Origin of the sequence: Nocardia sp. NBC_01009 (genome assembly GCF_045208035.1) — a bacterium.
Taxonomy (GTDB): domain Bacteria; phylum Actinomycetota; class Actinomycetes; order Mycobacteriales; family Mycobacteriaceae; genus Nocardia.
In genome coordinates, this window is the sequence record NZ_CP108695.1 from 3,234,935 (window position 1) to 3,261,274 (window position 26,340).

Here is a 26,340-nt window from a genome sequence, read left to right on the forward strand (position 1 = left end):
GTCAGTCGACGGCCGCAGGCACCCGCCCCGACGCGATCGCCGCAACGAGGGCTCGATGGTCGGCGATCGTCTGGTCGGCATAGGCGAGGGCGAATTCACCCATGGCACGGTCGAAGGCTCGGGTGGCCGAGATAGGCGGCGATGGCAATGCGCTCGCCGGAGCGGGCGTGGGCACGGGCCAGGGCGAGCCCGCACAATGCCGAGTACCGGCGCAACGTTGTGCGAGACAGGTCCTCGATCACCGCGGAGCCCTTCATATCCCGTAGCTGCCGCAGGTAATAGTGGCGTTTGTCGGATCCGGTGGCCCAGCCGAGGAAGATATCGCTCGCGTCCTGGATCAGCCGCTGTCCGTTGACGACTCGGTGTCCATGGTGGCGGAACTTGCTGGGGGTGGTGTGTGGTGCGAGCACCGATGCCTGGGCCTGCTTCACCTGAAGGAACAACGGATGGCCGGTCTGGCGGCCGGCCAACAGCACGATGAAGCAGCGCGTGCCGACGCTGCCCACCCCGACCACTTTGCGTGCTATGTCCAGCACGCGGTGCCGTTCCTGACGTCCCACTCGAAGGGGCCGGGCAGGGTTTCGTCGAAGTCGTTGAGGTCGAACACGAGCGAGCGTTCCGGCGAGGCGAACAGCCCGAAATTGGACAGGTGTGCGTCACCGCAGAGTTGCACGGTCAGCCCGGTATTCGGCGAGCCGGCGAGGTCGGCGGCCATGATCGCCGCCGCGCCGCGCAGGAATGGAAACTGTGCTGCCGCCATCCGGGCGTAGCGGAGGGGGACGAGCTCTGGCACCCGGGTGGCAGCCTGTCGCTCGAGCACCGAAATCGGGTCGGCGCGGTCCGGGGCAGCCGCCCAGCTGCCGAGCGCGGAACGGGGGACCCGCCGCCGGGCCGCACGGCCCATGTTCGCAGCGGCCTGCGCGGTCATCGCGATGGTGTGGTCCGCCATCCGCTCAGTCTTGCCCGCCGGTCCGGCTACGACAACCATCCGGCAATCAGCTGGCGCGTCGCAGCCCCGTGCGTGCCCGGACCGCCGGACACGCACGGCGCAGCGTGGCCTGTGTCAGAGCCTGCTCACTGCTGGGCAGGGACGATCGGTGTGCTGCCACCGGGACCCGGTGCGGGGGGAACCAGGGCGCCGGCCGGTGTATTCCCGCTCGGCGCGGACTTCGCGGGCGGGGGTGCGAGCATGTGTAACGGCAACGGCGGTGCCTGGGGCGCCGGGCCGCGCGCGGGCGGCGGACCGGCGTTTTCGCATGCGGCGGCCTGACTTTCGCTGCACGCCGCCGGACCGATCGGAACGATCGGTTCGGCAGCGGCGGTCGCCGCGGCAAAGACGAGCGTGACCGATGCCCCCGCAGGCACGATCCACGAGCGCCACCCGCTCGATCGAATCACAGCCATATCGGGTCACCGTAGACCGCGACCGAATTGTCGGCGGTCGCCGTGGATATCGAGACGATCGCGAACGAGCGCAGGCTGACCGCACCGGCACACGCATCGATCTTGATCTGCACCTGGTCGACCGAGATCGAACCATGTGCTCCGGCAAGCGTTTTCGTGCCGAGCGTGATGCTGCTGATGGTGCCCGGCTTGATCGTCGCCGAGATATTCGGCAGGACGAGCGCGCTGCCGCCGACCGCGAGGCCGGGTTGCGGGACGATGGTCACCATCGCGTTCGGGCCGATCGCGGCCGAGAGTCCCATAGACAGGCCATTTGTCACATCCGCCTGGCATCCGATCTGGTATCCCAGCTGCACCGTCCCCGAATTCACCGCAGCCCGGCCTTCGCCACCGATGTCGGCGGCTGCCGACAAGCTGACGAAACCCTCACGGGTAAAAGGCGTCGCTGCCAGATTGGGGACGTGTTGAACGTCTTCCGCAGTCTTACTGACCTGCAGATCCCAGCCGTCTTCGGTGCTGATGGAGCGGGATTTGTCCGCTAGTTGATCCGCGGTGGCGGTGGCGGCAGTCATGCCGAATGCCGCCACCGCAGCGACGCTCAGCATCGCTATGGTCGAGCCCTTCAATGAAAGTCCTTAACGCTAGTCACAGTCCGGCGCTATAGTACGGGCTCGACCCGCAGCACGGCATCGGACGGATGCCCCCCCATTGCTGGGTAATGGCTGGCTTGACGGTCGGTCGGCAACCAAGTAGTGCTGCGCCCGTCCGTATTCGCATTGGTGACGGATTGCACAGCGCCCCGGTGCAATTGCGCTCGCACCGTGTTCGGGATGGATGAGGTAGGCGAACTCCGATGCCTCGAGCATGCCGATTGCGAAGCGGGTGGTATCCCGAATGGTGGTGGTCCACCGGCACGTCCGGTGGTCGGCGACCAGTGCATGGGGATTGCCGCCCGCCGCGTGGTAGCGCCGTAGGTGCTCAGAAGGTCTTGTGCGGGATGCCGACGGTGAGGCCGCCGTCGATGACGAATTCGGCGCCCGTCGAATACGAGGACTCGTCGCTGGCCAGGAAGGTCACCAGTGCGGAGACCTCGGCGGATTCGGCGGCGCGGCCCATCGGGATCTGCAGGAAGTCGGCGGGAATGCCCTCGGTCATCGGGGTGCGGATCAGGCCGGGATGCACCGAGTTGACTCGAATTCCGTATTGCGCCAATTCGAGTGCGGTGGACTTGGTCAGGCCGCGGACGGCGAACTTGGTCGCGGTGTAGCCGTGCAGCCCGGGGCTGCCGCGCATGCCCTCCACGGAGGAGATATTGATCATCGAGCCACCGCCCGCCTCGATCATGGCAGGGGTGGCGGCCTGCATGCCGAGGAAGGTGCCGGTGAGATTGATGTCGACGATCCGCTGCCATTCGGACAGTTCGAAGTCGACCAGCAGGTTGCCGTTGACGATGCCCGCGTTGTTCACCAGCACGTTCAGTGAGCCGAATCGGTCGACCGCTGCGGAGACCGCGTCGCGCCACTGCTGTGGCTCGCGGACATCGAGGTGAACGTAGGCGGCGTTGTCGCCGAGTTCCTTGGCCAGCGCGGCGCCTTCGTCGTCGAGGAGATCGCCCAACACCACGCGCGCGTCCTCGGCCACCAGAGCCTTGGCGTGTGCGGCGCCCATGCCGCGCGCCCCGCCACTGATCAATGCCACCTTGCCGGTCAACCGCGCCATCGCGGCACCTCCGTTTCTCGTCTGTTGCCGAACACCGTCAACCTACTGGAACGCGTTGCAGAAATGTGTCGATCGCGCTGCGTCGACGAAGCTACCGGCGGCCGCTCGCGCAGTGTCTCGGGCCGATATTCCGGGTGGAACGTAAGGTGCGGCGTATGAGCGAGCCCACCTCTTTCACCATGGAATCGCTGCGGAAAGCCGCGGGTACCGAGCTCGGCGTGAGCCGCTGGGTCGAGATCGGCCAGGACCGCATCAACGCGTTCGCCGAGGCGACCGAGGACCGGCAATGGATCCACGTCGACCCCGAGCGAGCCGCGACCGGCCCGTTCGGCACGACCGTTGCCCACGGTTATCTCACGCTGTCGCTGCTCCCGCCGATCATGGCCGATCTGATGGTCGTCACCGACGCCGCGGCGCGACTCAACTATGGCCTGAACACCGTGCGGTTCCCTGCGCCGGTGCCCGCGGGGTCGCGCATCCGCGGCCGCGCCCGGATTGTGAGTGTCGAGGAGGTTCGTGGCGGTCTGCAGGCCGTCGTGCGGGTGACGATCGAACGCGAGGGCGGCGACAAGCCCGCATGCGTCGCCGAATACATCGTCCGCGCCCTGGACTGAAGCCGAGATTCCGTCGGGAGCACTGCGCGGTCCTGTGGCATCATCGATATGGAACACGTTCTAATTCTGTTCGGTGGACCGTGCGGAAGGAGGCTCCCGATGACGCACCCGAACCGCGATGCGGCGATGGCGATGCGACGGTTCGGGCGGCGCACTCGGGTGCCCGATATCGCCGAGGTGCCGGGTGGGCGATTGGTGGACTTGCCGGGGCGCGGGCGGACCTACGTGGTCGACATACCGGGGCCTGCGGGTGCGCCGACGCTGGTGTTGTTGCACGCGACGGCCTGCACCGGATACCTCACCTGGTTTCCCGCGCTCGACGCGCTTGCCGAGCGGTTCCGGGTGATCGTGTTCGACCAGCGCTGGCACGGCCGCGGCATTCGCTCACCGCGGTTCTCGGTCCAGGACTGCGCCGACGATGTCGTCGCGGTGCTCGACGCGGTGGGTGTGCAACGCGCCATCTGCGCGGGATACTCCCTCGGCGGAGTCGTCGGATTGCTTGCCGCGCACCGTCATCCGGATCGAGTGAGCGGTCTGGTGTTGTGTGCGACGCCGTATCGGTTCCAGGAGAAGTTGCGCGAGCGGGCCTTTCATCAAACCTTCGGTGTACTCGCGGATGCGTTCGGCCCCTACGCCTTTCAGCGGGCCGAGCTGTATCACGAACGGCTGCCGGAACTGCCGGATCACACCTGGCCGCCCGGCAAACTCGAACGGTGGGCGCTGGCGGAATTCCGCAGCACGAGCGGATGGGCGCTTGCGCAGGTCATCGCGGAGGTCGGTCGATTCGATTCGACCCCGTGGCTCGCCGACCTGAAAATGCCGACAGCTGTTGTCATCACGACCCGGGACCGGGCGATTCCCGTCTATCGCCAGCTCGAGATGGCGACCTTGATTCCCGGTGCGACTATTCACCTGGTCAAGGGCGGCCACGCGTCATGCGTGCTGGCGGCCGACCGCTTCGTGCCGGTACTGCTGGACGCGTGCGCCGCGGTTGCCGCCCGAGTGACCTCGAGCAAGGCTGCGACAGGGGAGTGATCACGCACCGGACGCGCGCGGCTAATCGGTCTCGTGCGGGCCTCGGGAAGACGATTTCGCGCCGGGCGGCGGGCTACAACCTGCCGGGCGCGGGGAGGGGTTTCGCCGGTTGGCTCGGGCGACGATGCCCGGTGAGCCTGGTTGGCAGACCCTGTTCGGCGGCGATGGCGAACAGGGCGGTGGTGGATCAGCGCAAGGTGCGTGCCGCGGCGAGTAATTCGTCGACTACACCGGGTACGGCGTCGGCGAGCGTCGCGACGTCGGGCACCAATTCCTTGCAGGCGATGAAGCCGAAATCCAGATCATCGTTGTTGGACAGCACGGTGACCGTGAGCCCGGCGCCGTGGAAGACCGGACCGAACGGATACATGCCGTCCACGCGGACGCCGAGGAAATACAGCGGCATCGGCGGGCCCGGCACATTGGAGACCACCAGGTTGTGCACCACAGGATGGTGTTCGGCCAACTTCAGCGACGAGTAGACGCGGGCGGCGAGCTGAAAAGTGTTCGGCGGGGCGTACTTCGACCAGTCCTGCAGAAAATCGGCGCCGATGAGCTGGTACTCCTCCTTGGCGCCGCGATTGAACTCGGCCACCTGCTGCAGGCGCTCCACCGGATCGGCGATATCGGTGCCGAGGCGCGAGAACAGCGTCGAGACCTTGTTGATGCCCTCGTCGTGGCGGGAGTCTTCGTGCGTCGAGACCGGCACCGAGGCGATCAGCGAACGGTCGGGCAGCTCGTCATGCTTCTCCAGGTAGGTGCGCAGCACTCCGGCGACGATGGTCAGCACCACGTCGTTGACCTTGACCCCGAAGGCGGTCTTGATCTCCTTGATGGCATCGAGTTTCGTCTCGGTGAACGCGACCGCCCGGTGCGGGGTGATCGCCCGATTGAACGGTGTCCGCGGTGCAGTCAGCGGTAAAGCCATGCCCGCCTTGTTCTCTCGGCGTCGCTGTACGAATCCGGCCACCATGCCGAGGGTCTTCGGCACCATGCCGACCAGGCCCGCCTTGTTCGGAAAATTGATCAGCCCCTCGGCAGCCAGCTTCCAATCGTTCGGCTTCGGCTCCGGTTGCCATTGCTCGGTCGGTTCGGGTCGCGTCGCACCGGGTTCCAGATCGCACAGGTGCATCATCATGTTGGCTCCGGTGATGCCGTCCACGGCCGCGTGGTGGTACTTGCAGATCACCGCGATCTTGTCGCCTGCGAAGTCCTCGACCACGTTCATCTGCCACAGCGGACGGTCGCGATCCATCGGCCTGCTCGCGATATCGCCGACCAGTTCGGCCAGCTGTTCGCGCCCGCCGGGGCTCGGAATGCCGATGCGTCGAATGTGGTAGTCCAGGTCGAAATCCGGGTCCTCCACCCAGACCGGATGGTCGAGATTGAAAGGCACCTCGTGCACGCGCCGGCGCATCTGCGGGACCAGCGGTAATCGTCTGCCGAGTTCTGCTTTGAACGTGTCGAACGAGTAGTGCGTGCCTCCTGCGGTGGGATCGAGGATCAGCAGTGCACAGACGTGCAGGTGCTGGGTCCCGGTCTCGAGGTACAGGAAGCTGGCATCCAATCCGGTTAGTCGCTCCATAGCAAAACCCTACTAGAACGCGTTCTAGCGTTCTGGGTAATAGGAGGGAAGTGGATCACAGTGGGGGTCTCTATTGTCACGTCGGTCGATGCGGCCGGTGGGCGCGGTATATCCGGCACGTATTGTGTGTTACCCGTGGTTCCATGTATGTGTATGATCGTTGCTACAGCCACGCAGGAAGGTGTGCAACGAAGCGGTGTGGCTCGTGCGGAAAAGGAGTACCGATGAAGTTACTTCGCCGGGCTGAGCGGCGACCGGACATCGATCCGGGTGAGGTCGCGCTGCATGCCCGCAATGTGCAATTCGACTGGGCCGATACGCCGCTGCACTGGATGCCGGCCGAGCCGATCGCGTCGCATCTGATCAACGCGCTGAATCTGCTGCTGCCCGAGGGCGAGCGCATGTTCTGTGCCGCGTACACCGAGGCGCTGCCGTTCGTGAAGGACGAGAAGCTGCGCGAGGCCATGTTGGGCTTCATCGGCCAGGAGTCCATGCACGCGGAAACACATGACAAGGTGCTGCACGAGGTGCTCGCCGCCAACGGCATCGACCCCGGGCCGTATGTGCGCCAGGCCGAGTTCCTGTTCCGCAAGACGCTGGGGCCGAAGGACGTAGCGGGTATCGCGCAGCGTCAGGTGATGGTGGAACGACTCGCGGTCATCGCGTGTTTGGAACACTTCTTCGCCTACCTCGGTGACTGGGTGCTCAATGCGGATCTGGAGAGGTTCGAGGCCGACCCGCGCGTCGCGGATCTCTTCCGCTGGCATGGTGCCGAAGAGGTAGAACACCGGCATGTCGCGCATGACGTAGCGGTCTACTTCAACGCGGGCTACGTCCGGCGTGCGGCGGTGATGATGATGGTGTTCCCGATCTTCATCACCCTGGTGGTGCGCGGGACCAAATTCATGGTGTATCAGGATCCGGCGCTGCCCGACCTCGGCTACCCACGGTTGATCACACGTGTCTTCGGATCGATGTGGCGAGGCGCGCTGCCCGGTGTGCCGTCACTGCTGTGGAGCGCGTTGACGACCTTCAAGCCGGGCTACAACCCGGAATCGGTCGGATCTACCGCGCAAGCGGTGGCCTATCTGGCCAAGTCTCCCGCCGCCCGTGCGATCGCCTCGTGAGCGAGCGGAACCTGGTTGCCGGGCGTCACGAAACGGTGGCGTTGAGCACGAGCCAGGCGGCGTTGTGAGCTTCTTGCCTGCCCCGGGACAACTGCCGGCGGACCTGTTCGGCAAGCGCGATCGCGACCGGGCAGTTCGAGTGCTCGACGTGGTCGCCTCCGCGCGGCTGCGTTGGAGCACGCTGATCAACCGCAAGGATCTCGCGCCGCGGATCGACGACCGTCGACTGGCGCTGATACTGACCGGCCGACGGATCGAGGCGCACGATCAGGACGTGGTGAGCCTGCGATTGGAAGCGCCGGACGGTCGCGAACTTCCGCCGTGGCGTCCCGGCGCGCACCTCGACCTGGAACTGCCCTCGGGACGGCTGCGGCAGTACTCACTGTGCGGTGATCCGGCCGACGCCCGTGCCTATCGGGTTGCGGTGCGCCGTATTCCGAATGGCGGCGGTGGTTCGATCGAGGTGCACGACGAGCTGCCGGTCGGCTCCTGCGTCATGGTGCGCGGGCCGCGCAACGCCTTTCCGTTCGCGGTGCCCGGCCACGGATCATCGGCCGTCCGTCTGCATTTCATCGCGGGCGGTATCGGGATCACGCCGATCCTGCCGATGGCACGACTGGCAATGCGCCTCGGCATCGACTGGTCGATGGTGTACACCGGCCGCAACCGTGACACCATCCCCTTCCTCGACGAGATCGAGACATTCGGCGATCGTGTCACCATCCGCACCGACGATGAACACGGGCTGCCCACTGCCGCAGCACTATTGGCGGGCGTCGACGCCGATACCGCCGTGTACTGCTGCGGCCCGGTGCCGATGATCACCGTTATCACCGACACGGTGCGCGAAATGCCGGGCGTGGAGTTGCATTCCGAACGGTTCTCACCGCCGCCGATCGTGGACGGCCAACCCTTCGAAATCGAATTCGCCTCTACCGGTGAGGTCGTCGAGGTGGCGGCGGATCGGTCCGCGCTCGACACCATCCTGGAGAGCCGCCCGGACCGGCCGTACTCGTGCCGCCAGGGCTTCTGCCGCACCTGCAAGGTTCGGGTGCTCTCCGGTACGCCCGATCATCGCGAAACCGTGCTGACGGCGGCCGATCACGCGGCGGGCGACATGCTCGTCTGTGTCTCGCGGTCGCAGGGCGGGCGATTGGTGCTCGACCTATGAGCGCGCACCCGCGCCACAGCGGCCGCGAGCGACCGGCCGACCACCGACAGCACGCCGCCGGGCGCAACGGATCCGAGCGCCCGCACGGCGCGGTCATGAGCACGAAACCGGGGAACAAGGAGACACGGCAATGACGACGACCGACATCGGCTCGGCGGTCACCGAGCGCATCGTCCGCAGCGGCGAATTCGACATCGCGGTATACGAATACGGCGATCCGAGCGCGCAAACCATTGTCCTCGTACATGGTTGGCCGGACACCCATCATCTCTGGGACGCGGTCGTGCCGTTGCTCGCCGGACGGTTCCACGTCGTCGCCTACGACACCCGCGGTCACGGTCGATCCACCCGCACCCGGCGCACCGAGGACTACCGGCTGGACGCCCTCGCGACCGACTTCTTCGCGGTCACCGACGCGGTCAGCCCCGACCGGCCGGTACACGTGCTCGCGCACGACTGGGGTTCGGTGCAGGTGTGGGAGGCGGTCTGTGAGCCGCAGGCGGCCGAGCGGGTCGCATCCTTCACCTCGGTGTCGGGTCCCAACCTCGATCACATCGGAAAGTGGATGCGCGACAGGCTTTCCCGGCCGACGCCGCGCAATGTCTGGCAGCCGTTCAGTCAGCTGCTCTCCTCGGCGTACACGTTCTTCTTCATGACACCCGGACTACCACGGGCGACCTTCGGGTTGCTCGGCACCGAGCAGCGGTGGCAGCGGGTGGTCTCGATCATGAACGAGACCCCGACCTCGAACATCACGCTCGGACCGACCTTCCGCAAGGACATCGTCGACGGTCTGCTCATCTACCGCGCCAATATCGTGCAGCGCATGCTTGCCCCGCGCGAGCGGCATACCGAGGTCCCGGTGCAGCTGATCGTCGCAGGTCGTGACGTCGCCGTCCGACCGGCGGGCTTCGACGACGAGCCCAAATGGACCTCGCGGCTGTGGCGGCGCGATATCCCGGCCGGGCACTGGATGCCGTTCTCGCACCCCGAGCTGCTCGCCACCGCGACCACCGAGCTCATCGATACGCTCAACGGCGGATCGATGCCGCGCGGGCTGCGTCGCGCCGAGGTCGGCCGCAGCAAGCGGCCCTTCGAGGACCAGCTGGTTGTCATCACCGGCGGCGGCAGCGGCATCGGCCGCGAGACCGCGCTCGCCTTCGCCCGGCTCGGCGCCGAGATCGTGCTGTCGGACATCAATCTGGTGGCCGCCAAGGAAACCGCGGAGCTGATCGCCGCCGAACACGGCGTTGCGCACGCCTATGCGCTGGACGTGTCGAACGAGTCGGACATGACGGCGCATGCGGCGGCCGTGCTCGCGGCGCACGGTGTGCCGGACATCCTGATCAACAATGCCGGAATCGGCCAGGCGGGCGGCTTCTTCGACACCCCGTCGGCGGAATTCGATCGTGTGCTGCGGATCAATCTGGGCGGTGTGGTCAACGGCTGCCGCGCCTTCGGCTCCGCCATGGCCGAGCGTGGGCTCGGCGGGCACATCGTCAACCTGTCCAGCATGGCCGCCTACAGCCCGCAGCAGGGGTTCAGCGCGTACTCCACGAGCAAGTCGGCGGTGTTCATGTTCTCCGACTGCCTGCGCGCGGAGTTGGCCGCGAACAATATCTCCGTGCACACCATCTGCCCAGGCGTCGTACACACCAATATCGTTGCCACCACGACCTTCTCGGGTGTCAGTGCCGATGAGGAGAAGCGCAAGCAGGAGCAGTACGACAAGCTCTACCGGATGCGGCGCTACGGGCCGGAGAAGGTCGCCGAGCAGATCGTGCGGGCCGTGGAACGCGACCGCAGCATCGTCCCGGTCACTCCGGAGGCGCGGTTGCAGTACCAGTTCAACAAGTTCGCTCCGGCGATCGTCCGGCTCGTAGCCGCGCGGGTGAAGCTCACCTGAGTCTCATCCGGATGACTCCGACGCTCGGCCGAGTTCGGCTTCGATAGCCGCGACTCGCCGGGCGTCGATGCCCCACGGATGGTCGACGCCGACCTTGGTGTCGAGGTCCCAGAGCACGCAGGTTTCGCCGGGCGCGGCGACCATGGACCAGGCGACCACGGTGCGGCCGAGTTGTTCCGCCATCGTGCCGTGGGAGGACTTCTTCGGCGAATTCTCCGGTGGTCCAACGCCGTCCGGATAGTGGTGCAGAAACCGCCCGTAGGCGGTAGCGCAGAACGCGGCGTAGCGCTCGGTGCAGAGAATGAACCCGTGCCATGCCTCGTCGACGGCGTGCGACGGCATTCCGATCACCTGGCCGTCGCGCATCGCGGCACCACAGCAGCGCAACCACTGTCGCAGGCCGGTTTCCACCAGGTCGCGTGGCTGCCACGGGCTGGTCTTGAAGACGGCCTCGGGCAATTCGAGCGCGGCCACGGTGCTGTCGACTTCGTGGAGATCGATTCGACGCCGTAGTCGGTTTCGGAGGCGCAAGAGGACCACAATTCACTGTACGGCTATTTCGTATTCCGCCGCGATCTTGGTGGTGCGGAAATCGTCGGCCGGACAGCGCACAACCGCTGCTCGCCGGTGAAATAAACGGCTCCGATCCGTGCACGTGGACGGTGCGGGCCGATACGATTTCCGTATGGTGTCGTCGATCGGCCTCGCGCTCGTCGTTTTGTTTGTTTTGGTGGCTGGGGTCGGCGGCATAATCGCGGTCGTCATCCTGGTAATCGTCAAGGCGTCCAGTACGCCGCCACCGCGCCGCCGGCGTCCCGGGCGTGGTTCGCCGTGGATGGCCGGGGGCTCGGGCGGTGGCAGTGATTCCGGCGGGGGCTGCGGTGGCGGAAGTAGTTGTAGTGGCGGCAGCAGCTGTGGCGGGGGCAGTAGCTGCGGCGGCGGCGGAAGTAGTTGTAGTGGCGGCAGCAGTTGCGGGGGCGGGGGCAGCAGCTGTGGCGGCGGCGGCTCCTGACCGATTCCGGCGGCCGCCGGAACTGCTGCGGCCCTGACAGTTCAGCGTCGGCGTGACGGCGCGTCCGTGCGACGCTCGACGCGCACTCTCGGCAATCGAGAAGCGTGGCAGCAGCGAGCGGCTCGGAGTCGTGGCCGGTGTCGACCCCGCCGTCGGTGATTCTGCTCGGAGCGCAATCGGCAGTCGTCGGCTTGACCTGAACAGTGCTTCAGGTTTCATGCTCGTTCACGAACCGATCGAGCAAGAAGCGATGGAGGATGTCATGCGGGCCGTGCAGGCAACAGAATTCGGTGGACCGGAAGTACTCGCGGTGCGTGAGGTGCCGGAACCGGTGGCCGGGCCGGGTGAGGTTGTCGTCGACGTCTCGGCCGCCGACGTGATGTTCCTCGACACACAGTTGCGTAGCGGTTGGGGCACCGAATTCTTCGAGCTGGAACCGCCGTATGTGCCGGGCGGCGCCATCGGCGGGGTGGTCTCGGCGGTCGGTGCGGGCGTCGAGGAATCCTGGCTCGGGAAGCGGGTTGCCACGGCCACCGCGGCCAGTGGCATCGGCGGTGGGCGGCCGATCGGGGGATACGCCGAAAAGGCACTGGCCAAGGCGGACACTCTTGTCGTCGTCGCCGACGGCCTGAGCGTGCTGCAGGCGGTCGCGCTGGCCCACGACGGCAAGACGGCCCTCGCGGTATTCGACAGGGCAGAGATCAAGCCGGGGGAGTGGGTGTTGATCACCGCGGCGGGTGGCGGTTTGGGCACCCTGCTGATCCAATTCGCCCGCGCCGCAGGCGCACACGTGATCGCCGCTGCGCGCGGTACCGCGAAGCTGGAGCTGGCCACCCGGCTCGGTGCGGAGGTCGTCGTCGACTACTCCGAGCCCGATTGGCAGGCTACCGCGCGTGCCGCGACCGGCGGGACAGGTGCGAACGTCGTATTGGACGGTGCGGGTGGCGCTTTGGGTGGGGCCGCCGTCCAAGCTGCCGCCGATGGTGGTCGATTCATCGGATACGGCGCTGCCGCAGGCGGATTCGCCGAGGTGGATCAGGCCGATGCCGCAGCCCGTGGCATCAGCGCGCTCGGGTTGTTCGACATCACCGGTGACAGCACCGATTGGCACGCGCTAGCACAGCGCGCCCAGTCCGCGGTGGTGGCGGGCAACGTGGAAGTGGTTATCGGCCAGACCTTTCCGTTGGAGGCGGCCGATCGTGCGCACGCCGCAATCGCCTCTCGCGCCACGGTGGGGCGCACCCTGCTGACGGTGTGAGCTGGGACCGGCGGAGCCTGGGCGACAGCTGGTCTGGGCTTCAGGCCCAGTCGGTTCTTTACAAGGGCAGGCTGGTTCGATCGTCGGCTGGTACATCGCACAGCGGACGGCGGTATTTCAATGTGTGAGCTGACAGGCAGACTCGCAAAGTAGCTGCGGCAGTGGACAACTGGTCGTCAGACTGGCTGCAGACCGGCCGACTGGGCGCTAATGTGCCTGCGTGCAAACTCTGATTGTCGTTGTCGTTGTTGTCGCGGTGCTGGCCCTCGTCACCGCGGTCGTGCAGTTCGCCAGCACGCCACCGGAGGACGACGGTCGTTGGGACAGCGGCGATTCCGACGAAGACTGGGATGACAGCGAGGACGACTGAGGGCGCTCAGCCGACCGGCGTCAGCACCACCACCGCGATCGGCCGCTTGGTCAACTTCTGATACGCGGTGTACCGCCCCTGATTCACCTTGTCCACGATCTCCCACCGCCGCGCATAATCCGGATCATCCGGCAACGTCGGCCGTGCAACAACCTTCATCTTCCGTCGTCCGACCTGAATTTCGCACTCCGGCTTCGCCTTCAGATTCGCCAACCACCCCGGTGGCCGCGGCGACCCACCATTCGACGCGGTCACCAGATAGTCATCCCCGTCCCGCCCGTACGTCAACGCCGACGTCCGCTCCTGCCCCGTCTTGCGCCCCACCGTCCGCAACAACAAGGTCGGATTCCCGAACAACACCCGATGCCCCACCACCCCGCCACTGTTCTCATAAACCCACTGATGAACCTTCAGCACATTCTCGAACACACTGGCCACGGCCCGACCCTCCAAATGGTGGTGTTGACGCCCCACCCTAACCACTCCTGGGTATCCGACTGGTGCAAGCCACGCCGCACCCGGTAGCATCCCCCACGCCTGCGGGACACCCGCAGAAGAGGGGCGGTAGCTCAGTCGGTTAGAGCCGTGGACTCATAATCCATTGGTCGTGGGTTCGAGCCCCACCCGCCCCACAAACACCCGCTGACCAGCGGGAATGGTGAACTCGACAGCCGAGTTGATCCAGAACAACGCTCGGTCAGCAATGTATTTTGCCGGTAGAATCCGGACATGGGGCTGGATCTGGACGACATCCGAGAGCTTGCGGAGGACTTCGCGACGGAGCTGCGTCGCAAGAACCGGAGCAAGCAGACCATCGACGGCTACCTCATCCGAATCAGGTACTTCGCGGACTTCCTCCAGCAGCGCGAGCTGCCGACCACGGCACCGGACATCACCCGCGCCCACATCGGCGGCTACATCGAGGACCTGCTCACGCGGCCCAATCAGCGCACCGGCGAGCCGCTGTCGCCGGAGTACGCCCGCGGGCAGTACCGGTCGCTGCAACAGTTCTTCAAGTACCTTGCCGCGGAGGAGATCATCGATGCGAATCCGTTCGACAAGATGAGCCCGCCGGCCGTGCCCGATCAGCAAGTGCCAGTGCCGAGTATGGACGCGGTAAAGGCACTCCTCGCAGAGTGCGACGGTGTCGATTTCGTCGATCGACGTGACAACGCCATCATCCGGCTGTTCGCCGATACCGGGATGCGGTGTGGAGAGCTCGCACCGCTCGAGGTGGACTCTCTGGACTTCAACGAGAACACGGTGCTGGTGATAGGCAAGGGCGGCCGACCGCGAACGTGCCCGTTCGGCGACAAGACCCGAACGGCGCTGCGGCGATACCTCCGGGTGCGGGCGAAGCATTCCGGCGCGAAGAACGACAATCCCGCCCTCTGGCTCGGGTACCGCGGCTCGATGACTGATTCCGGAATACGGCAGATGCTCGAACGCCGCTGCGACGCGGCTGGAATCGAGCGGTTGCATCCGCACCAGCTTCGACACTTCTTCGCCCATACGTGGCTCGACAGTGGAGGCCAGGAGCAAGACCTGATGATGCTCGCGGGATGGCGGTCGCGTCAGATGCTTGCGCGGTACGGCGCCGCGGTCGCGGACAGCCGGGCGAAGTCCGCGCACCGCCGGGCACGGCTGGGCGACAAGCTGTAGGCCGGCCTCACTGGTCGCCAATTGGACTCTGCGGCCTCAGCGAGCCATTCAGCGAGGCGTTACGGTTGCACCTATGACCGAAGACTTCGTCGCCTGGGCTGCGCGGCTTGCCCAGGAAAGTCTTGTCGGTATGTCTCGACGGTGGCAGCACGTTCAGGGCGTCGCTCGACAGGCCCGACAGGCGATAGATGTAGTTGATGATGCAGACCTGCTGCTTGCCGCGGCCTGGCTGCACGACATCGGCTATGCGCCGTCGATCTGTCGGACTGGATTCCACCCCGTTGACGGTGCCGAGTTCCTGCGCCAGCAGGGAGCGCCGCCCCGCCTGTGCGCTCTCGTCGCCAACCATTCCTGTGCTCGCATAGAGGCGCGAAATCGAGATATCGAGATTGGTTGGCCGGACGAGCACACGGCGCTGCGTGATGCTCTCTGGTGGGCTGATATGACGACGACCCCAACCGGAGAAACAACGGATGTTCGCAGTCGCGTCGCCGAGGTTTGCGAGCGCTACGGCCCGGACCATGTCGTCTCCAAGTCCCTGGACGAGGCGGCGCCTGCGTTGATCGAGGCAGCTGAGCGTACCGAGAAGCTACTGCAAGGCTAATGGGGATAGTTCGGCTATCACGTGTAGTACGGGTCTGCTGAGGTGCTCAGACCATGTTCTATTCGCAGCACAATCGAGGGATGGACGTTCAAGGACGAAATCTCGTTCGGCTCAACCCATCTGACATCTTTCGACTCTGAGCTGGTTCGGAGTTCGCCGCCGATCGGGTCTGCGTGGAAGCAGATCGAGAACTCCTGGCGCACTTCTCCGTCGTCATAGGCGATGACATGCTCCGGATTGGAGAAGATGCCGATGAGATCGGCCACTCGCACGTCAATTCCGGTTTCTTCCTTGACCTCTCGTGTGAGCGCTTCTGTGATCGTCTCACCAGCCTCCAGCGCGCCGCCGGGGATCGAATAGCGGTCGTTGTCTGTGCGGTGAATCATTAGGATTCGGCCCTGCGCATCACGCACGAGTGCGCTCACGGCTACTTTGATGCTGTTTGCCTCAGGAGCGTCGGGGTCATGGAAATAGTCGGTCCGGCTCATGGGGCGATCACCCTTCGGTAGTCGCGTTCGACCACACGTGCTCGAAGCTGGTCATATACGTCTCGAACATGTCTCCGGCGGGAAGCTGGCGCAGATGCATGGCTGGTGCGTGTGCGCCCGGTAGTCCGTAGACGTGCATATTGACGATCATCTCGTTGTCGAATCGGAATACCGAGTTGTACAGCGTCGTGTCGTGGTACCGGAGTTCGACGCCGTCGATGTCAGCGAGCGGTTCGACCAGTGCGAGTGCGTTGTTTATGCGCGAGGGCACGGTGCCCACGGCCAAGCGTTCCTCGGCGCTGCGTTTGTCGGCTTCGGCTGCCGATGGGCGACCGAACAGCAGTCGGACCTTCAGGCCTTCACAGGTCTTCTTGCGCAGCGTTCGTGCGAATTCGGGCTCCTCGGCGAGAAATAGGCCCGCAAGAACCAGGACGTCGAGTTGCTCGCTTGTGCTCGACAACAGGCGCTTCCACAGGTCGCTTGGAATTGCACTGCGGTGTGGGTAGACCGTCAGCACCTCTGCCTGGGCAACCTCGACTTTCCGTTCCGGTGCAAGCGCGTCCGGCCACAAGTAATTCTCGGTTTCTCCGACAAGGGCGGCGACCTTGTGCCGGTGCTTCGGGTATGGCGTGCGCGCTTTCGTGATCCAGCGCTCAACGGTCTTGGTCTCCACGCGGGCCTTTTCTGCGACATCCGAGATGTCGAGGCCGGCCCGCTGGATCGCGCTGCGAAGGCGTTCGTTCGCCATGTCGTCTCCAATCGAAGGGACGTCTTGGGACTTCTTAACAGTACCTGAGATGTCTGCACAAAGTCCATCCTGGCGGTGCTTATGCCCGCTGATTCCGCGAAAAGTGGTGAACAGCAAGAAATTTCCCACTTTCGAAGGAGCGGACATCAATGAACAGGACTTCTAACGAGGCGCGGAATTTGATCAGCCTCAAGACTGCGGCGGCGCTCGTCGACGTCGATACCAAGACGATTCGGAACTGGATCGCGGCCGGTGATCTCAACGGGTTTCGTGTGAACGGTCACCTCCTGCGGGTGGAACGTGACGAGCTGCTGGCGCTGATTCGGCCAGCCGCGATGCTCGCGGACGGCGGTGCGGCATGAGCACGCCGGTGGAGAGGACGCTGCAAGCCCGGATCGCTGCGCACGAGTCATGGGCCAAGACCGATGACCGCGCCGCACGGACCGAGAAGGCGCGCGCCGCGATGGCCAGCAAGTTCGATCGGCTCGTCGATCCGGACGGGCTGTTGAGCCCGGAGGAACGGGCTTATCGGGCCGATCAGGCGCGGAAGGCGCACTACACGCGGTTGGCACTGAAGTCGGCTCAGAGTCGTCGTCGCCGCTGCGAGAACCGTCGCAGGGGCGGTGAATTCTGATGCGCGCGAAGACAGTCGGCTTGGCGATCGCGGTCATCCTCGTCGGTTACTCACTGCTGACCGCGCCGCGTCAGCTGCTCGATCTTGTCGGGTTTGTGCTAATGCTCGCTGCGGCGCTGTGGATCTGGCGGACCACTCGTCGGGTCGGTGTTCGGCGATGAACACCGACTGGAGGCGCGAGCCGACACCTGCCGGGTACATGGTGACGGGGGTTGGGCGCGATCGGACCGGGCAGCATGCGCTGTCGGCGATGGCGGGACCGGAGTTCACCGGTGTGGGTGCGGTTTACGCACCACTGCGGGTGTTGCCGCTGGGTGCGCAGTTGCTGGCGCTGGCGGTGCTGATCTCGATCGGGATGGCCGGTTGCAGCATCGCGTGGGTTGATCAGCAGGACTACCAGCCGTCGATCAACGTCTGCCGATCCGCGAATGCTGGCGTGCCCGCGGAGCAGCCGGGTTCGTGCGTTCCGCACGACAAGGCATCGGGAGCAAACCGATGAGCACGTCGAGCGAGAAACGCACGGAGGCTGAGGCGTGGGCGCGGTTCGAGCGGCTCTCGACCATCGATGAAGTCCTCTTCGACATGAACCAGTCGGCGTGGGAGTCGATGGAGCGCAACGACTTCGCCGACACCGAGGGTGAGCGCGCCAAGCTGGCCTACCTCAAGAAGGTCGGGCCGTCCGTAAGGGACGAGAAGCGCGACGCATGGCATGGCTGGATGAATGCCCACTTCGGGCAGGAAACTGCGGATCGCATTCGTGCCCGAGCCGCACAGAAATTCGCCGAAGGTCGCACGGCGCCGGACCTGAGCCAGCCGACCATGCGCGGGATCGAGCGGTCGCGATGAGCAAGTTCCTCGATCCGGAGGGCCGCCGGTACGGAATTCCGACGTGGCCGTGGGGGATGGCGCCGCAGCATCTGCGGACGAATCGTCAGCTGGCGCGGGAGGGGTTACGACCCGGCGACGAGTACGAGGGGCAAGTGCTGCGGGGTCGCCGTGGCGAGCCGTTGAAGGCGTACCTGTACGACGCGGAATCGGCTGTCCCGAAACGAGTTCCGAGTGAAGCGCAGCTGGAGGCATTGCAGTTGGCGCGGTGGACGCGGTCAGCGATCGCCGCGGAACGGCATGGGGTCGATGTGACGGAGATGCGCGAGTTCATCGCGCAAGCCCGCGCCGATATCGCCGAGCGTCGCCGCGCGGCCGGTCACAGCCGCGAACTGCGGCAGGAAAGGGAGCGAACCCGATGAACCACAACAAGAAGAGTGCCGACCGCTACACCGCGTTGGAGCGTCGGCACCGTGCTCAGATCGTCGGCGGACTACGCGATCAGGGCATGTCCTACCGGCAGATCGGCCAGCGGCTGGGCATTTCGTTGGCTCAGGTCGAGGCGTGCTTGGGCGAGGCGGCACGACTGCGTGAGCAGGGGCTGACGAAGCAAGAGGTTGCGGACGAGATCGGCATCCCCTACGGGTCTTTGGGTCGGGTGCTGGTTGTGCATGGCAGTAGGGGTCTGTCGTTCCAGCAAGACGCCGCATTGGCCGCGCTGGTCGACATGCACGGGATGCAGGTTGACGTACTGGCCGAGTTCCTGAGCTTCAACAGCCTCAGCAGCGCCTATGACCTCGCCGATGCCCTGCTGAAGCGGCGGATGGTCCATCCCTTGCTGTCGGTGCAGCGTGGCCGGGCGTGGGTGTACCCGAAACGCGAAGTGGCCGAGCGGTACCTGGGCTGGCGGCCGAAGGACTGGAAGCCACCGCTGATGTTCGCCAACCACTACCGCGCGGTCGCTCAGGCCCGGGTCATGTTGGTCGGTTCCGCTCCGCAGCTGTGGGTGTCGGAGCGCGTGTTGCGGCGCCGCGCGGAAGTGGCTGCCTTCGAGTCGAAGTCCGGTCACATCGTGTTCAGCGACGGCCGGTCTCCGCACAAGGGCCGCCCGCATGTGCATGACGGGCGGTTCCTCGGCGAGGTCGAGGGTCAGCACGGCTGGTGGGCACTGGAGATCGAGTTGAGCGCCAAGGACCGCGTGCACATGGACACCGCGCTTCAAGGCGCGATCCGTGCCGCGCGTGACAGCGAGGACGAGGCCGTGCTGGGCCTGCTCTACCTGTGCCGGTCCCCGCGCGTCATGAACACAGTGGATGCCGCGTACAAGCGGCTGCCTGCCGAACTCGCCGCCGTCAAGCTGCTGTTCGCCATCGGGGATTTCGACGAGGAGTGGGGCAAGTTCCTCACCCGCCGAAACCAGGGCCGTCGCGCCCGCAAGACCAGCCGCCCGAATCTTCTTCTCACTCAGGAAGCGTCATGAGCAACTGCAAGTCGATCATCACCCCCGAGGACTGCCACCCCGACGGCGCCGCACAGGTACCCGTCACCGGCGAGCCCGAGATTCCTCCCGCCGCCGACCCGGGGACGGCTGGCCCGATGGTGCCGGAGGCACCACCGGTTAAGCACGTGCAGAGCTGGGATCTGCCGAGTTTCGATCTGTCGGCGGCCGGTGATGCGGCGACGACGGCGACCGTGTGCGGGGTTGTGGTCGTGGCGATGCTGGTGATGATCGTCGCGGTCGCTGCGCGGCGACCGTTGGCCCCACACCGGCTGCGGAACTTCACGATCGGGTCCTTGCTGCTACCGGTCGCATCGGTGGTAGCGGGTGGGTCGTGGTCGACCCCGGCCTCCTTGTTGTGGTCGGGTGCGGCGCGGGTCGCCGACGGCGACCTGACTGGGTTGCGGTCAATGGTCGTGCTCGGCGCACCGGTCGCCGCACTGACGGCGACGTATTGGTGGGCGCAGTTCGTTCACAAAACCAACACCGTCGGGTTGAAGGACCTCGGGCGCACCGAACGAGTACAGGCCGCCCTGGCGCAGCGGCAGCTGGCCGGGGCCGCGCGAGCAGCGAAGTCCGGCGCCCCGTTCACCACAAACGACGGGATCGTGCTGGGGCCGTGCGCGGACCGGCGCTCCTCGCGGCCTCTCGGGTTGTGGTCGGAGCTGACGACCAGGCACGAGCCGTGGATGGTGGTGCCACACAAGGAAGCTCGCCGCCAGATGGCTGCGATCGGCTCGACCGGCTCAGGCAAGACCGAGCTGATCAAGCGGTACGCGGTCGGGATGCTGGAGTACGAGTGGAACGCCTGGCAGCGCTGGATAGACGTGCCGGGGATGCGCGGCAAGCACCCGCGTCCGCTGCTGGTCGTGGTCTCCTGCAAAGGCGGTCAGGACGACAAGGTCCTGGGTCGCGAGCTGCGTGATATCGCGCAGCGCAAGGGCATTGACGCGGATCGGATCGCGGAGGTCCCGCACGGCGCTCGCCTGGACGTGTGGAACATGGCCGCCCGCGATCAGCGTGCCGTCCTCGGCGACATGCTCAACGCAGGGCAAGCCTCCACCAGCGAGGGCCAACACTTCGACGAGCTGCGCCGCCGCGTCGTGGCCCTGGTCGTGGACGCGCCGGCCGGTCCGCCGCGGTCGTCGTCGGAGTTCCTGGAACGCTTGGACGCCGCCAAGCTGCTCGACCTGTGGGGCAACGCGCCGGACGTGAAGCGGATGGTCGCCGCTTTGCAGGCGGAGAAGGTTCCCCAGATCGACGACATGCTGATCAAGGCCACCAACCTGTTCGACAGCCTCCAGGACGAGAACGGGCGCATGGTGTTCGACGGTGGCGTCGACTTCGATGCCCTCGACGTGCTGTATGTGACCGTGCCGGGCCTGGACAAGGACGCCGCCCGCGCTCAGGTCGCTGCGATCCTGCGGATGCTGATGCAACGCGCCGGTCGCACCGCGAAAGACCAGCGCCGCTCGGTGACCCTGATCATCGACGAGCTCAGCGCACTGACCACCTCCCAGGGCTCGATCGGGCTGGAAGAGGTATGCGAGCGCGGCCGCTCCCAAGGCGTGAGTGTGTTGTTCGCCGCGCAATCTCCAGAAGGCGTGGCGGGGGACCAGTGGGCGCTCAACCGAATCCTGAAGTCCTGCGCGGGCGGAGTACTCATCGGCTATTCGGAGAACGCGGGCGAGCTGTGCAAACACTTCGGCCCGATCCACCGGATGCTGCCCTCACGTCACCTGATCAAGGGCCAGCGCACCGGCGATGAAGGCCAAGTGTCTGTCGGTGAGAAGTGGCTGGTCGACCCGAACCGGGTCCGTGAATTCACCACCGGTCAGTTCGTTTACGCCGCCCGTGGCCGCGCGGTGTTCGGGCACGTCGTGCCTGTCGACCCCGCCACTCTGCGACCCCTTCCCGGCACTACCGCCACCGATCCGGTAGTCGAGAGCGTCACCGCCGACGCCACTGCCTGAACCCTCCATTGATCCGAAACAGATTGGAAGTCAACCGAATGCGCATTATCCGACCCCACGACCCCGATGACGACGACGACCGTCAGCACGGACGCACTCAGGAACCGGCCGCCACGCCGACGGACCCCGCGATCGCGGGGGAGCTGTTCGCCGATGAGGTCGAGGAATTCCTCGCCGCTTTGGCGAACCCCGACCGTACTGCTCCGGTCGCCGCGACCGAACCACCCATCAGCACCGATCAGTCGGTCCGTCGGGCCGCACCGACCGTCGTACCCAACACCGAAGACCAGCCCGCCGAACATGTTGCGGCGCCACCGGTCCCAGCCCGGCCGCGAGCCCGGATGTTGGGCCGCACAGCGGCGAGCTCTTCCGTTGTGGTCGGCCTCGGTGTGACCGCCGGGTGGGGTGAGCCGCTGCTGGTGACCGGCCCGCTCGCCGTCTACGGCGCAGGTTGGCTGGCCTACCTGTGGTGGAACGCCGCCCTGCGGCCACCGATCCCGCTCGCCCTCGGGCACGTCTCCCACGCCCTCAGCAGTGCCGTGGCCGTTCCTGCCCGCGCCCTGTGCCGGGGCACGCGATCAGCGATCGGCCGCGCCGATGCCGCCCGCACCAGGCACGAAGCCCACCGCACAACTCCCGCGACCCAGCAGTAACCCTCAGAAAGGAAAGAACACATCATGACCGAGCGCAGTCCCGAAGACGAGATCATCAGCGAGGCAACCACTTTCGCTGCGAAGATGCAGATGCTGTGGCAGCGGCACGCCAAGGCATCGAACTGGGCCGAACGCCGCCGCGTCCGCCGCGAGATCAGCCTGCTCAACCGGCATCAGCGCCGCGAGCAACAGATCCTGCGGGCTCACCAACTGACGTTCAGCACCCAAGCTGTCGACCGCTACCGTGTGCACTCCCAGGTGGTGGCTCAGCGGGCCAACGACCCCACTGTTGATCACGAACGCCGCGCCCGCGACACCTACGCTCTCGCCGAGCACCGCAACCGGCTGGCGGCGCAGTTCATTGACAACGAGCACCTGTCGCGCACCGAGCAGGGCATCGCCCTGGACGGTCTGGACGCCGCGACCGTGTTCCCAGAGTTCCCGACTGGGAATCTGTTCGCCCGCTCCCACCGTGTGAAGGGTGTGGACGCATTGCGATACCGCGCCAACGTCGCTCGGGAATCGGCCGCCCTCGCAAGGCAAGTTGAACAGCGACCAACCGCTCTCCAGAAGAATCACCGAAGTCACGTCGAGCAGCCGACGCCGGGGCAGCGCATGGGCGATCGACCAGGTCAGGGACGGTATTACGGGCAGCTGACGTGGAATGACCTGCGTGGTGGGGTGACGACAGAGTCGCGGTCGTTCCCGAGTGAACAGGTCGCTACCGAGTGGATGCACCGCACGATCAACGATTCAGGCTGGGTGTCCGGCACGACCGTGCAGGCGCAGACCATTGACACCCGCGCTGAGCGCGGCGGCGTGCTCTTCCGCGACGACGGAAATCCTTTCGAGGTCGCCGAACGGCTGGCTGAACGGCAGACCGAACTGCTGCAACCGGAGCTGTCCGAGCACCTTCACCACGTCCCGGGCGAGCAACCGAACACACACAACGGCCGCCAGCGAGGAGTCCAGTGGTCACAGGCCGCCGAGCTGTCAGTTGATCAAGCACATTCCGAAACCGACCGTGGCCAGCAGGATTCGGGAGCTCAGGCACGGTTTGCCGAGATCGAACGGCAGCTTAGAGACGTCCTCGCCGATCGAGACCGGTTGGAGTCGCGGGTCGGGGTGCTACAGCGCGGCTTGGATTCGGTCACCGCCGCTCGCGACGAGATGAAGCGGCAACTCGACAGCGCGAACGGTCGGATCGACGAACTGAGGAACCGCAACATCCGGCTGAGTGCCGAGATCGACGAACTGCGGCAGCGTCCGACTATCGAGCGGGTCGCTGCCGAGCGTGACCAGTACAAGGCCGAACGCGACGAGGCGGTCCGCAAACTCATCGACCGCACCCCCGACAAAGACCGCTTCGGTAACCGCGACCGGAATACCAACGGCCGCAACGGTGCATCGGCGCCACGAGCTAACCACCGTTTCGATGTGGTCGTGGCCCGTGCAGACCAGCTGGAACTGGCCCGCTCGCAGGGCTTGAAGGTTCGTGAGCTGCCCGAGTCGCAGCGGAGCGTGGAAGGCAAGTTCGGGACCGAGGGCGAAATGTACGACTGGATCCACGACCGCGTCTCGGCCCTGGACGCCGGCACCAGCGACGTACACGTCTACATCCACGACCGGCACAACCCCGAGCCCAGCAACGACCGCAACATCGAACACCCGAAAGCGGCACTGCTGCAAGTAATCAGCGCAAAGCGCTCCAAGCAGCGCGACGTCACCGACTCGGCACGAAACACCACTGGCAGTTCCCAGATCAGCGGCTCACGCCCACTCAACCTCGCCAACACCCACAACACCCAGCCGTGGCCCGCGCCGCGCAACAACGGGATCGAAAGGAGCCGTTGAGATGCAACGTGAACACGAAGAAGCGATGCGCCTCGACTTCCAGCAGCACTACCAGCTGGGCCGGGACATGTACGGCCCTGGAGTGACCGAGGCTGATATCGAGCGCCTCGATGTGGATCGGGTGGATATCGAGAAGCGGTGGCGGTCCGGCCCGCACGCCGAGCACTGGAACTACCTCGAAGACGCCCAGTCCGACTGGCAGCGCGCTCCTAAAACCATGTCCCGATTTATGGAGGACGTCGACCACAACGGCGGACATGGGCTCACCGAGATCCAACGGCGAAGTCAGGAACAGGCTCGTGAGCTGACCGGCAACGACCGGACCCGCCCTCGGATCGAGCGGGAGCGGTGAGATGGAACCGCAACAGCCCCAAGGGCATTCGTACGAGGTGGTCACCGCCGCGTTGACCCGCAGGGTCGGGCCACCGCCGATGCCGCGGGCGCCGCAGCAGTGGACGAACTACCTGTGCCCGGTGCACGAGGGCGACGGTCACCACCACAACCCGTCGCTGGGGGTCCGGTACGACCCGCAGCAGGGCAAAACGATGGTGCGGTGCTGGGCGCGCTGCAACGACGAGGAGGTGCTGGACCGGGTCGGGCTGCGGGTTCGGGACCTGTGGGATCGCCTGCCCGAACGCACCAACCCGCAGCCGGGCCCTGCCCGTCGGCCGTTCGCGGCCGGCGGGCGGCCCGCCCGCCCCGCAGCGAACGTCGTCTCTCCCGTCGAGAAGGCCATCCTGGCAGCGCATTTCCCGCTGCCCACCAAGCGAGACCTGGGCGGGCAGACCGGGGAACCGCAGGCGGTGGACACCTACGTCTACCGGTGGCCCAACGGTCGGGTCGAGGGTGCGGTGGTGCGCCTGCACACCCCGCATGAAGAAGGGCACGCCAAGTCGTTCTACCAGCGGCGCTGGACCGGAACCGAATGGGTCAATACCGGTTTCGCGCCTCTGCCGTGGCAGCTGGGCGACGTGCGCGAGGCGATCGACACCGGCCGCGAGTTGTACGTGTGCGAGGGCGAGAAGGACGTACAGCGAGCCCGCGCGGCCGGACAGCTGGCGACGTGCAACGCGATGGGCGCCGGGAAATGGAGCGATGAGCACGCCCGCTGGCTGCGCGGTATCGGCCGGGTGATCGTGGTGGCCGACCGCGACCGGCCCGGCTACCGGCACGCCGCCAAAGTCGCCGACACCCTCGCCGACCGCGTCGGTGAGGTCCGGGTGATGCAGGCCCGCAGCGGCAAGGACCTTTCCGACCACTTCGACGCCGGATACGACCTGTCCGAACTCGAACCGGTCCGCTACCTCGACCGGCCCCGCCCGCGCCGCGCCGTCCACGACCTGGCGCCGAGCCGGGCCGACCGGACCCGCACCCGCTGACCACCTCAACCACAAAGGAAGGACCACCGCACCATGACATTCGATCCGAGCGAGATCTACCAGCGCGCACTGCAACTCCAGCGTGGGTCGTTCAACGCGACCGCCGCCGCGAACAACCCGGAGCTGGTGTACCCCGACTTCTCCGGCGGCTACCCAATGCGTGATCTCTGGGACCGGGAGGTCGCCGCTGAGAACGCCTACTACCGCTTCCTTGACACTCACCGCGCCCAGCTGGAGCAGCACTCCGATTTCGAGATCGATTACGGCGTGCTCGACGTCCTCGCTGCCGAAGGCCGCGACCTGGCCGATCTGCACGCCGACTCCGGCAACCCCGAAGCGCAGCACCGCGACCGCGACTTTCGTCGCGACCGCTGAACCGCCAACCACAACAGGAAGGACCACCCGTCATGACCACCAACACTTTCGGACAGCGTTTCCGCCGCGCTGCACGCCCCGCGAGCGCGTTCACCAAGACCAGCAACCCGGGCACCACCGTCTACGGCCGAATCACCGCCGCGGTCGAAGAGCCGAAACTGAAGTTCGGCGGCGCGCCGGGCGAGGTCGAACTCGACGATGACGGCCAGCCCGTGATGCAGACCGTCGTCACGCTCGACACCGGCGCCGGACCCCGGAACCTGTATGTGTCGTGGCGCATGGAACAGGCCATCGGCCTCGCGTTGGAGAACGCGGGCAGCGAGGACTTCGAGATCGGTGCGACCCTGTCGGTCACCTACACGGGACCCGATCCCACCTACCCGAAAGCCCGCCTCTTCACCGCGGTCTACAACCCTGCCACGAATGCAGGTGCATGATGGCCAGCT

General features: G+C 66.0%; 31 protein-coding genes, 1 tRNA gene and 1 pseudogene. 24 read left to right on the forward strand and 9 right to left on the reverse strand.

What is annotated here, in order from left to right; genetic code table 11:
* Position 1: 1 nt before the first annotated feature.
* From OHA42_RS14380 to OHA42_RS14395, 4 genes and pseudogenes are all read right to left on the reverse strand, one after another.
* Positions 2-928: pseudogene (locus OHA42_RS14380) on the reverse strand (DUF2252 domain-containing protein).
* 146 nt (positions 929-1,074) lie between these two features.
* Entirely contained in the window at positions 1,075-1,404 is a 330-nt protein-coding gene (locus OHA42_RS14385) for a hypothetical protein (RefSeq protein ID WP_406237475.1), read from the reverse strand.
* On the reverse strand, positions 1,395-2,030 hold the full coding sequence (locus OHA42_RS14390) for an MspA family porin (RefSeq protein WP_406237476.1): 636 nt from the start codon (positions 2,028-2,030) through the stop codon (positions 1,395-1,397). Before OHA42_RS14390 ends, OHA42_RS14385 begins: the two co-directional genes overlap by 10 nt.
* Before the next feature lie 352 nt (positions 2,031-2,382).
* Positions 2,383-3,123 (reverse strand): glucose 1-dehydrogenase, encoded by a 741-nt coding sequence (locus OHA42_RS14395; protein WP_406237478.1) that lies wholly within the window; start codon positions 3,121-3,123, stop codon positions 2,383-2,385.
* A 155-nt stretch (positions 3,124-3,278) separates the two neighbouring features.
* On the opposite strand from OHA42_RS14395, the gene OHA42_RS14400 reads away from it, so the two are divergent.
* Both OHA42_RS14400 and OHA42_RS14405 read left to right on the forward strand, forming a co-directional pair.
* A complete protein-coding gene (locus OHA42_RS14400; RefSeq protein WP_406237480.1) occupies positions 3,279-3,737 on the forward strand; it encodes a MaoC family dehydratase in 459 nt (152 codons plus the stop codon).
* Positions 3,738-3,836: 99 nt separating this feature from the next.
* The gene (locus OHA42_RS14405; protein ID WP_406237482.1) at positions 3,837-4,772 is read left to right on the forward strand and encodes an alpha/beta fold hydrolase; all 936 of its coding nucleotides are present in this window, start codon (positions 3,837-3,839) and stop codon (positions 4,770-4,772) included.
* 187 nt (positions 4,773-4,959) lie between these two features.
* Here OHA42_RS14405 and OHA42_RS14410 read toward each other — a convergent pair whose 3' ends face one another.
* On the reverse strand, positions 4,960-6,357 hold the full coding sequence (locus OHA42_RS14410) for a WS/DGAT/MGAT family O-acyltransferase (protein WP_406237484.1): 1,398 nt from the start codon (positions 6,355-6,357) through the stop codon (positions 4,960-4,962).
* A 224-nt stretch (positions 6,358-6,581) separates the two neighbouring features.
* Here OHA42_RS14410 and OHA42_RS14415 point away from each other — a divergent pair, with 224 nt between their 5' ends.
* From OHA42_RS14415 to OHA42_RS14425, 3 genes are all read left to right on the forward strand, one after another.
* Positions 6,582-7,484 (forward strand): metal-dependent hydrolase, encoded by a 903-nt coding sequence (locus tag OHA42_RS14415; RefSeq protein ID WP_406237486.1) that lies wholly within the window; start codon positions 6,582-6,584, stop codon positions 7,482-7,484.
* Between the two features lie 73 nt (positions 7,485-7,557).
* Entirely contained in the window at positions 7,558-8,655 is a 1,098-nt protein-coding gene (locus OHA42_RS14420; protein WP_406239359.1) for a PDR/VanB family oxidoreductase, read from the forward strand.
* 130 nt (positions 8,656-8,785) lie between these two features.
* Positions 8,786-10,561 (forward strand): SDR family oxidoreductase, encoded by a 1,776-nt coding sequence (locus tag OHA42_RS14425; RefSeq protein WP_406237488.1) that lies wholly within the window; start codon positions 8,786-8,788, stop codon positions 10,559-10,561.
* A 3-nt stretch (positions 10,562-10,564) separates the two neighbouring features.
* Here OHA42_RS14425 and OHA42_RS14430 read toward each other — a convergent pair whose 3' ends face one another.
* The gene (locus OHA42_RS14430; RefSeq protein ID WP_328410947.1) at positions 10,565-11,092 is read right to left on the reverse strand and encodes a hypothetical protein; all 528 of its coding nucleotides are present in this window, start codon (positions 11,090-11,092) and stop codon (positions 10,565-10,567) included.
* Positions 11,093-11,790: 698 nt separating this feature from the next.
* Between OHA42_RS14430 and OHA42_RS14435 the strand changes: the two genes are divergently transcribed.
* Positions 11,791-12,831 carry a zinc-binding dehydrogenase gene (locus OHA42_RS14435; protein ID WP_406237490.1) on the forward strand — a complete coding sequence of 347 codons (1,041 nt, stop codon included), beginning with the start codon at positions 11,791-11,793 and terminating at the stop codon, positions 12,829-12,831.
* 220 nt (positions 12,832-13,051) lie between these two features.
* A complete protein-coding gene (locus tag OHA42_RS14440) occupies positions 13,052-13,201 on the forward strand; it encodes a hypothetical protein (RefSeq protein WP_406237491.1) in 150 nt (49 codons plus the stop codon).
* Between the two features lie 6 nt (positions 13,202-13,207).
* Here the strand turns inward: OHA42_RS14440 and OHA42_RS14445 are convergent, their stop codons facing one another.
* Positions 13,208-13,639, reverse strand: a complete 432-nt coding sequence (locus OHA42_RS14445; RefSeq protein WP_406237493.1) for a nitroreductase family deazaflavin-dependent oxidoreductase — start codon at positions 13,637-13,639, stop codon at positions 13,208-13,210.
* Between the two features lie 120 nt (positions 13,640-13,759).
* Between OHA42_RS14445 and OHA42_RS14450 the strand changes: the two genes are divergently transcribed.
* From OHA42_RS14450 to OHA42_RS14460, 3 genes are all read left to right on the forward strand, one after another.
* Positions 13,760-13,833: transfer RNA gene (locus OHA42_RS14450), tRNA-Ile, on the forward strand.
* Between the two features lie 97 nt (positions 13,834-13,930).
* Positions 13,931-14,863, forward strand: a complete 933-nt coding sequence (locus tag OHA42_RS14455; protein WP_406237495.1) for a tyrosine-type recombinase/integrase — start codon at positions 13,931-13,933, stop codon at positions 14,861-14,863.
* A 130-nt stretch (positions 14,864-14,993) separates the two neighbouring features.
* On the forward strand, positions 14,994-15,467 hold the full coding sequence (locus OHA42_RS14460) for an HD domain-containing protein (protein ID WP_406239361.1): 474 nt from the start codon (positions 14,994-14,996) through the stop codon (positions 15,465-15,467).
* Positions 15,468-15,484: 17 nt separating this feature from the next.
* On the opposite strand, the gene OHA42_RS14465 is transcribed toward OHA42_RS14460, so the two are convergent.
* Both OHA42_RS14465 and OHA42_RS14470 read right to left on the reverse strand, forming a co-directional pair.
* Positions 15,485-15,955, reverse strand: coding sequence for an NUDIX hydrolase (locus tag OHA42_RS14465; protein ID WP_406237496.1), 471 nt, complete (start codon positions 15,953-15,955; stop codon positions 15,485-15,487).
* 7 nt (positions 15,956-15,962) lie between these two features.
* Positions 15,963-16,703, reverse strand: a complete 741-nt coding sequence (locus tag OHA42_RS14470) for a helix-turn-helix domain-containing protein (protein WP_406237498.1) — start codon at positions 16,701-16,703, stop codon at positions 15,963-15,965.
* 149 nt (positions 16,704-16,852) lie between these two features.
* Here OHA42_RS14470 and OHA42_RS14475 point away from each other — a divergent pair, with 149 nt between their 5' ends.
* Genes OHA42_RS14475 through OHA42_RS14540 form a run of 14 tightly spaced genes read left to right on the forward strand, consistent with a single transcriptional unit; the run spans position 16,853 to position 26,331 of the window.
* Entirely contained in the window at positions 16,853-17,065 is a 213-nt protein-coding gene (locus tag OHA42_RS14475) for a helix-turn-helix domain-containing protein (protein WP_406237500.1), read from the forward strand.
* Positions 17,062-17,337 (forward strand): hypothetical protein, encoded by a 276-nt coding sequence (locus OHA42_RS14480; protein WP_406237502.1) that lies wholly within the window; start codon positions 17,062-17,064, stop codon positions 17,335-17,337. The genes OHA42_RS14475 and OHA42_RS14480 overlap by 4 nt, the downstream gene beginning before the upstream one ends.
* Positions 17,337-17,498 carry a hypothetical protein gene (locus OHA42_RS14485; protein ID WP_406237504.1) on the forward strand — a complete coding sequence of 54 codons (162 nt, stop codon included), beginning with the start codon at positions 17,337-17,339 and terminating at the stop codon, positions 17,496-17,498. The genes OHA42_RS14480 and OHA42_RS14485 overlap by 1 nt, the downstream gene beginning before the upstream one ends.
* Entirely contained in the window at positions 17,495-17,836 is a 342-nt protein-coding gene (locus OHA42_RS14490) for a hypothetical protein (protein WP_406237506.1), read from the forward strand. The genes OHA42_RS14485 and OHA42_RS14490 overlap by 4 nt, the downstream gene beginning before the upstream one ends.
* Positions 17,833-18,183 carry a hypothetical protein gene (locus OHA42_RS14495; protein ID WP_406237508.1) on the forward strand — a complete coding sequence of 117 codons (351 nt, stop codon included), beginning with the start codon at positions 17,833-17,835 and terminating at the stop codon, positions 18,181-18,183. Before OHA42_RS14490 ends, OHA42_RS14495 begins: the two co-directional genes overlap by 4 nt.
* Positions 18,180-18,584 (forward strand): hypothetical protein, encoded by a 405-nt coding sequence (locus tag OHA42_RS14500; protein WP_406237510.1) that lies wholly within the window; start codon positions 18,180-18,182, stop codon positions 18,582-18,584. Before OHA42_RS14495 ends, OHA42_RS14500 begins: the two co-directional genes overlap by 4 nt.
* A complete protein-coding gene (locus OHA42_RS14505; RefSeq protein WP_406237512.1) occupies positions 18,581-19,642 on the forward strand; it encodes a hypothetical protein in 1,062 nt (353 codons plus the stop codon). Before OHA42_RS14500 ends, OHA42_RS14505 begins: the two co-directional genes overlap by 4 nt.
* Positions 19,639-21,633, forward strand: a complete 1,995-nt coding sequence (locus OHA42_RS14510; protein ID WP_406237514.1) for a hypothetical protein — start codon at positions 19,639-19,641, stop codon at positions 21,631-21,633. The genes OHA42_RS14505 and OHA42_RS14510 overlap by 4 nt, the downstream gene beginning before the upstream one ends.
* 38 nt (positions 21,634-21,671) lie before the next feature.
* On the forward strand, positions 21,672-22,286 hold the full coding sequence (locus OHA42_RS14515) for a hypothetical protein (protein WP_406237516.1): 615 nt from the start codon (positions 21,672-21,674) through the stop codon (positions 22,284-22,286).
* A 24-nt stretch (positions 22,287-22,310) separates the two neighbouring features.
* A complete protein-coding gene (locus OHA42_RS14520) occupies positions 22,311-24,140 on the forward strand; it encodes a hypothetical protein (protein ID WP_406237518.1) in 1,830 nt (609 codons plus the stop codon).
* A 1-nt stretch (position 24,141) separates the two neighbouring features.
* Complete coding sequence (locus OHA42_RS14525; protein ID WP_406237520.1) at positions 24,142-24,492, forward strand: hypothetical protein; 351 nt, start codon at positions 24,142-24,144, stop codon at positions 24,490-24,492.
* 1 nt (position 24,493) lies between these two features.
* Positions 24,494-25,519 (forward strand): toprim domain-containing protein, encoded by a 1,026-nt coding sequence (locus tag OHA42_RS14530; protein ID WP_406237522.1) that lies wholly within the window; start codon positions 24,494-24,496, stop codon positions 25,517-25,519.
* Between the two features lie 33 nt (positions 25,520-25,552).
* On the forward strand, positions 25,553-25,894 hold the full coding sequence (locus OHA42_RS14535; protein WP_406237524.1) for a hypothetical protein: 342 nt from the start codon (positions 25,553-25,555) through the stop codon (positions 25,892-25,894).
* Between the two features lie 32 nt (positions 25,895-25,926).
* On the forward strand, positions 25,927-26,331 hold the full coding sequence (locus OHA42_RS14540; protein ID WP_406237525.1) for a hypothetical protein: 405 nt from the start codon (positions 25,927-25,929) through the stop codon (positions 26,329-26,331).
* Positions 26,332-26,340: the final 9 nt, after the last annotated feature.

Bases quoted from the DNA above. Each gene is read 5' to 3' on its own strand.
- OHA42_RS14435 (WP_406237490.1), top strand. From the start codon at position 11,791: ATGCTCGTTCACGAACCGATCGAGCAAGAAGCGATGGAGGATGTCATG.
- OHA42_RS14395 (WP_406237478.1), bottom strand. From the start codon at position 3,123: ATGGCGCGGTTGACCGGCAAGGTGGCATTGATCAGTGGCGGGGCGCGC.
- OHA42_RS14415 (WP_406237486.1), top strand. From the start codon at position 6,582: ATGAAGTTACTTCGCCGGGCTGAGCGGCGACCGGACATCGATCCGGGT.
- OHA42_RS14535 (WP_406237524.1), top strand. From the start codon at position 25,553: ATGACATTCGATCCGAGCGAGATCTACCAGCGCGCACTGCAACTCCAG.
- OHA42_RS14510 (WP_406237514.1), top strand. From the start codon at position 19,639: ATGAGCAACTGCAAGTCGATCATCACCCCCGAGGACTGCCACCCCGAC.
- OHA42_RS14495 (WP_406237508.1), top strand. From the start codon at position 17,833: ATGAGCACGTCGAGCGAGAAACGCACGGAGGCTGAGGCGTGGGCGCGG.
- OHA42_RS14525 (WP_406237520.1), top strand. From the start codon at position 24,142: ATGCAACGTGAACACGAAGAAGCGATGCGCCTCGACTTCCAGCAGCAC.
- OHA42_RS14460 (WP_406239361.1), top strand. From the start codon at position 14,994: ATGTCTCGACGGTGGCAGCACGTTCAGGGCGTCGCTCGACAGGCCCGA.
- OHA42_RS14470 (WP_406237498.1), bottom strand. From the start codon at position 16,703: ATGGCGAACGAACGCCTTCGCAGCGCGATCCAGCGGGCCGGCCTCGAC.
- OHA42_RS14520 (WP_406237518.1), top strand. From the start codon at position 22,311: ATGACCGAGCGCAGTCCCGAAGACGAGATCATCAGCGAGGCAACCACT.
- OHA42_RS14385 (WP_406237475.1), bottom strand. From the start codon at position 1,404: ATGGCTGTGATTCGATCGAGCGGGTGGCGCTCGTGGATCGTGCCTGCG.
- OHA42_RS14400 (WP_406237480.1), top strand. From the start codon at position 3,279: ATGAGCGAGCCCACCTCTTTCACCATGGAATCGCTGCGGAAAGCCGCG.
- OHA42_RS14505 (WP_406237512.1), top strand. From the start codon at position 18,581: ATGAACCACAACAAGAAGAGTGCCGACCGCTACACCGCGTTGGAGCGT.
- OHA42_RS14500 (WP_406237510.1), top strand. From the start codon at position 18,180: ATGAGCAAGTTCCTCGATCCGGAGGGCCGCCGGTACGGAATTCCGACG.
- OHA42_RS14405 (WP_406237482.1), top strand. From the start codon at position 3,837: ATGACGCACCCGAACCGCGATGCGGCGATGGCGATGCGACGGTTCGGG.
- OHA42_RS14480 (WP_406237502.1), top strand. From the start codon at position 17,062: ATGAGCACGCCGGTGGAGAGGACGCTGCAAGCCCGGATCGCTGCGCAC.
- OHA42_RS14455 (WP_406237495.1), top strand. From the start codon at position 13,931: ATGGGGCTGGATCTGGACGACATCCGAGAGCTTGCGGAGGACTTCGCG.
- OHA42_RS14475 (WP_406237500.1), top strand. From the start codon at position 16,853: ATGAACAGGACTTCTAACGAGGCGCGGAATTTGATCAGCCTCAAGACT.
- OHA42_RS14530 (WP_406237522.1), top strand. From the start codon at position 24,494: ATGGAACCGCAACAGCCCCAAGGGCATTCGTACGAGGTGGTCACCGCC.
- OHA42_RS14425 (WP_406237488.1), top strand. From the start codon at position 8,786: ATGACGACGACCGACATCGGCTCGGCGGTCACCGAGCGCATCGTCCGC.
- OHA42_RS14485 (WP_406237504.1), top strand. From the start codon at position 17,337: ATGCGCGCGAAGACAGTCGGCTTGGCGATCGCGGTCATCCTCGTCGGT.
- OHA42_RS14515 (WP_406237516.1), top strand. From the start codon at position 21,672: ATGCGCATTATCCGACCCCACGACCCCGATGACGACGACGACCGTCAG.
- OHA42_RS14410 (WP_406237484.1), bottom strand. From the start codon at position 6,357: ATGGAGCGACTAACCGGATTGGATGCCAGCTTCCTGTACCTCGAGACC.
- OHA42_RS14540 (WP_406237525.1), top strand. From the start codon at position 25,927: ATGACCACCAACACTTTCGGACAGCGTTTCCGCCGCGCTGCACGCCCC.
- OHA42_RS14490 (WP_406237506.1), top strand. From the start codon at position 17,495: ATGAACACCGACTGGAGGCGCGAGCCGACACCTGCCGGGTACATGGTG.
- OHA42_RS14465 (WP_406237496.1), bottom strand. From the start codon at position 15,955: ATGAGCCGGACCGACTATTTCCATGACCCCGACGCTCCTGAGGCAAAC.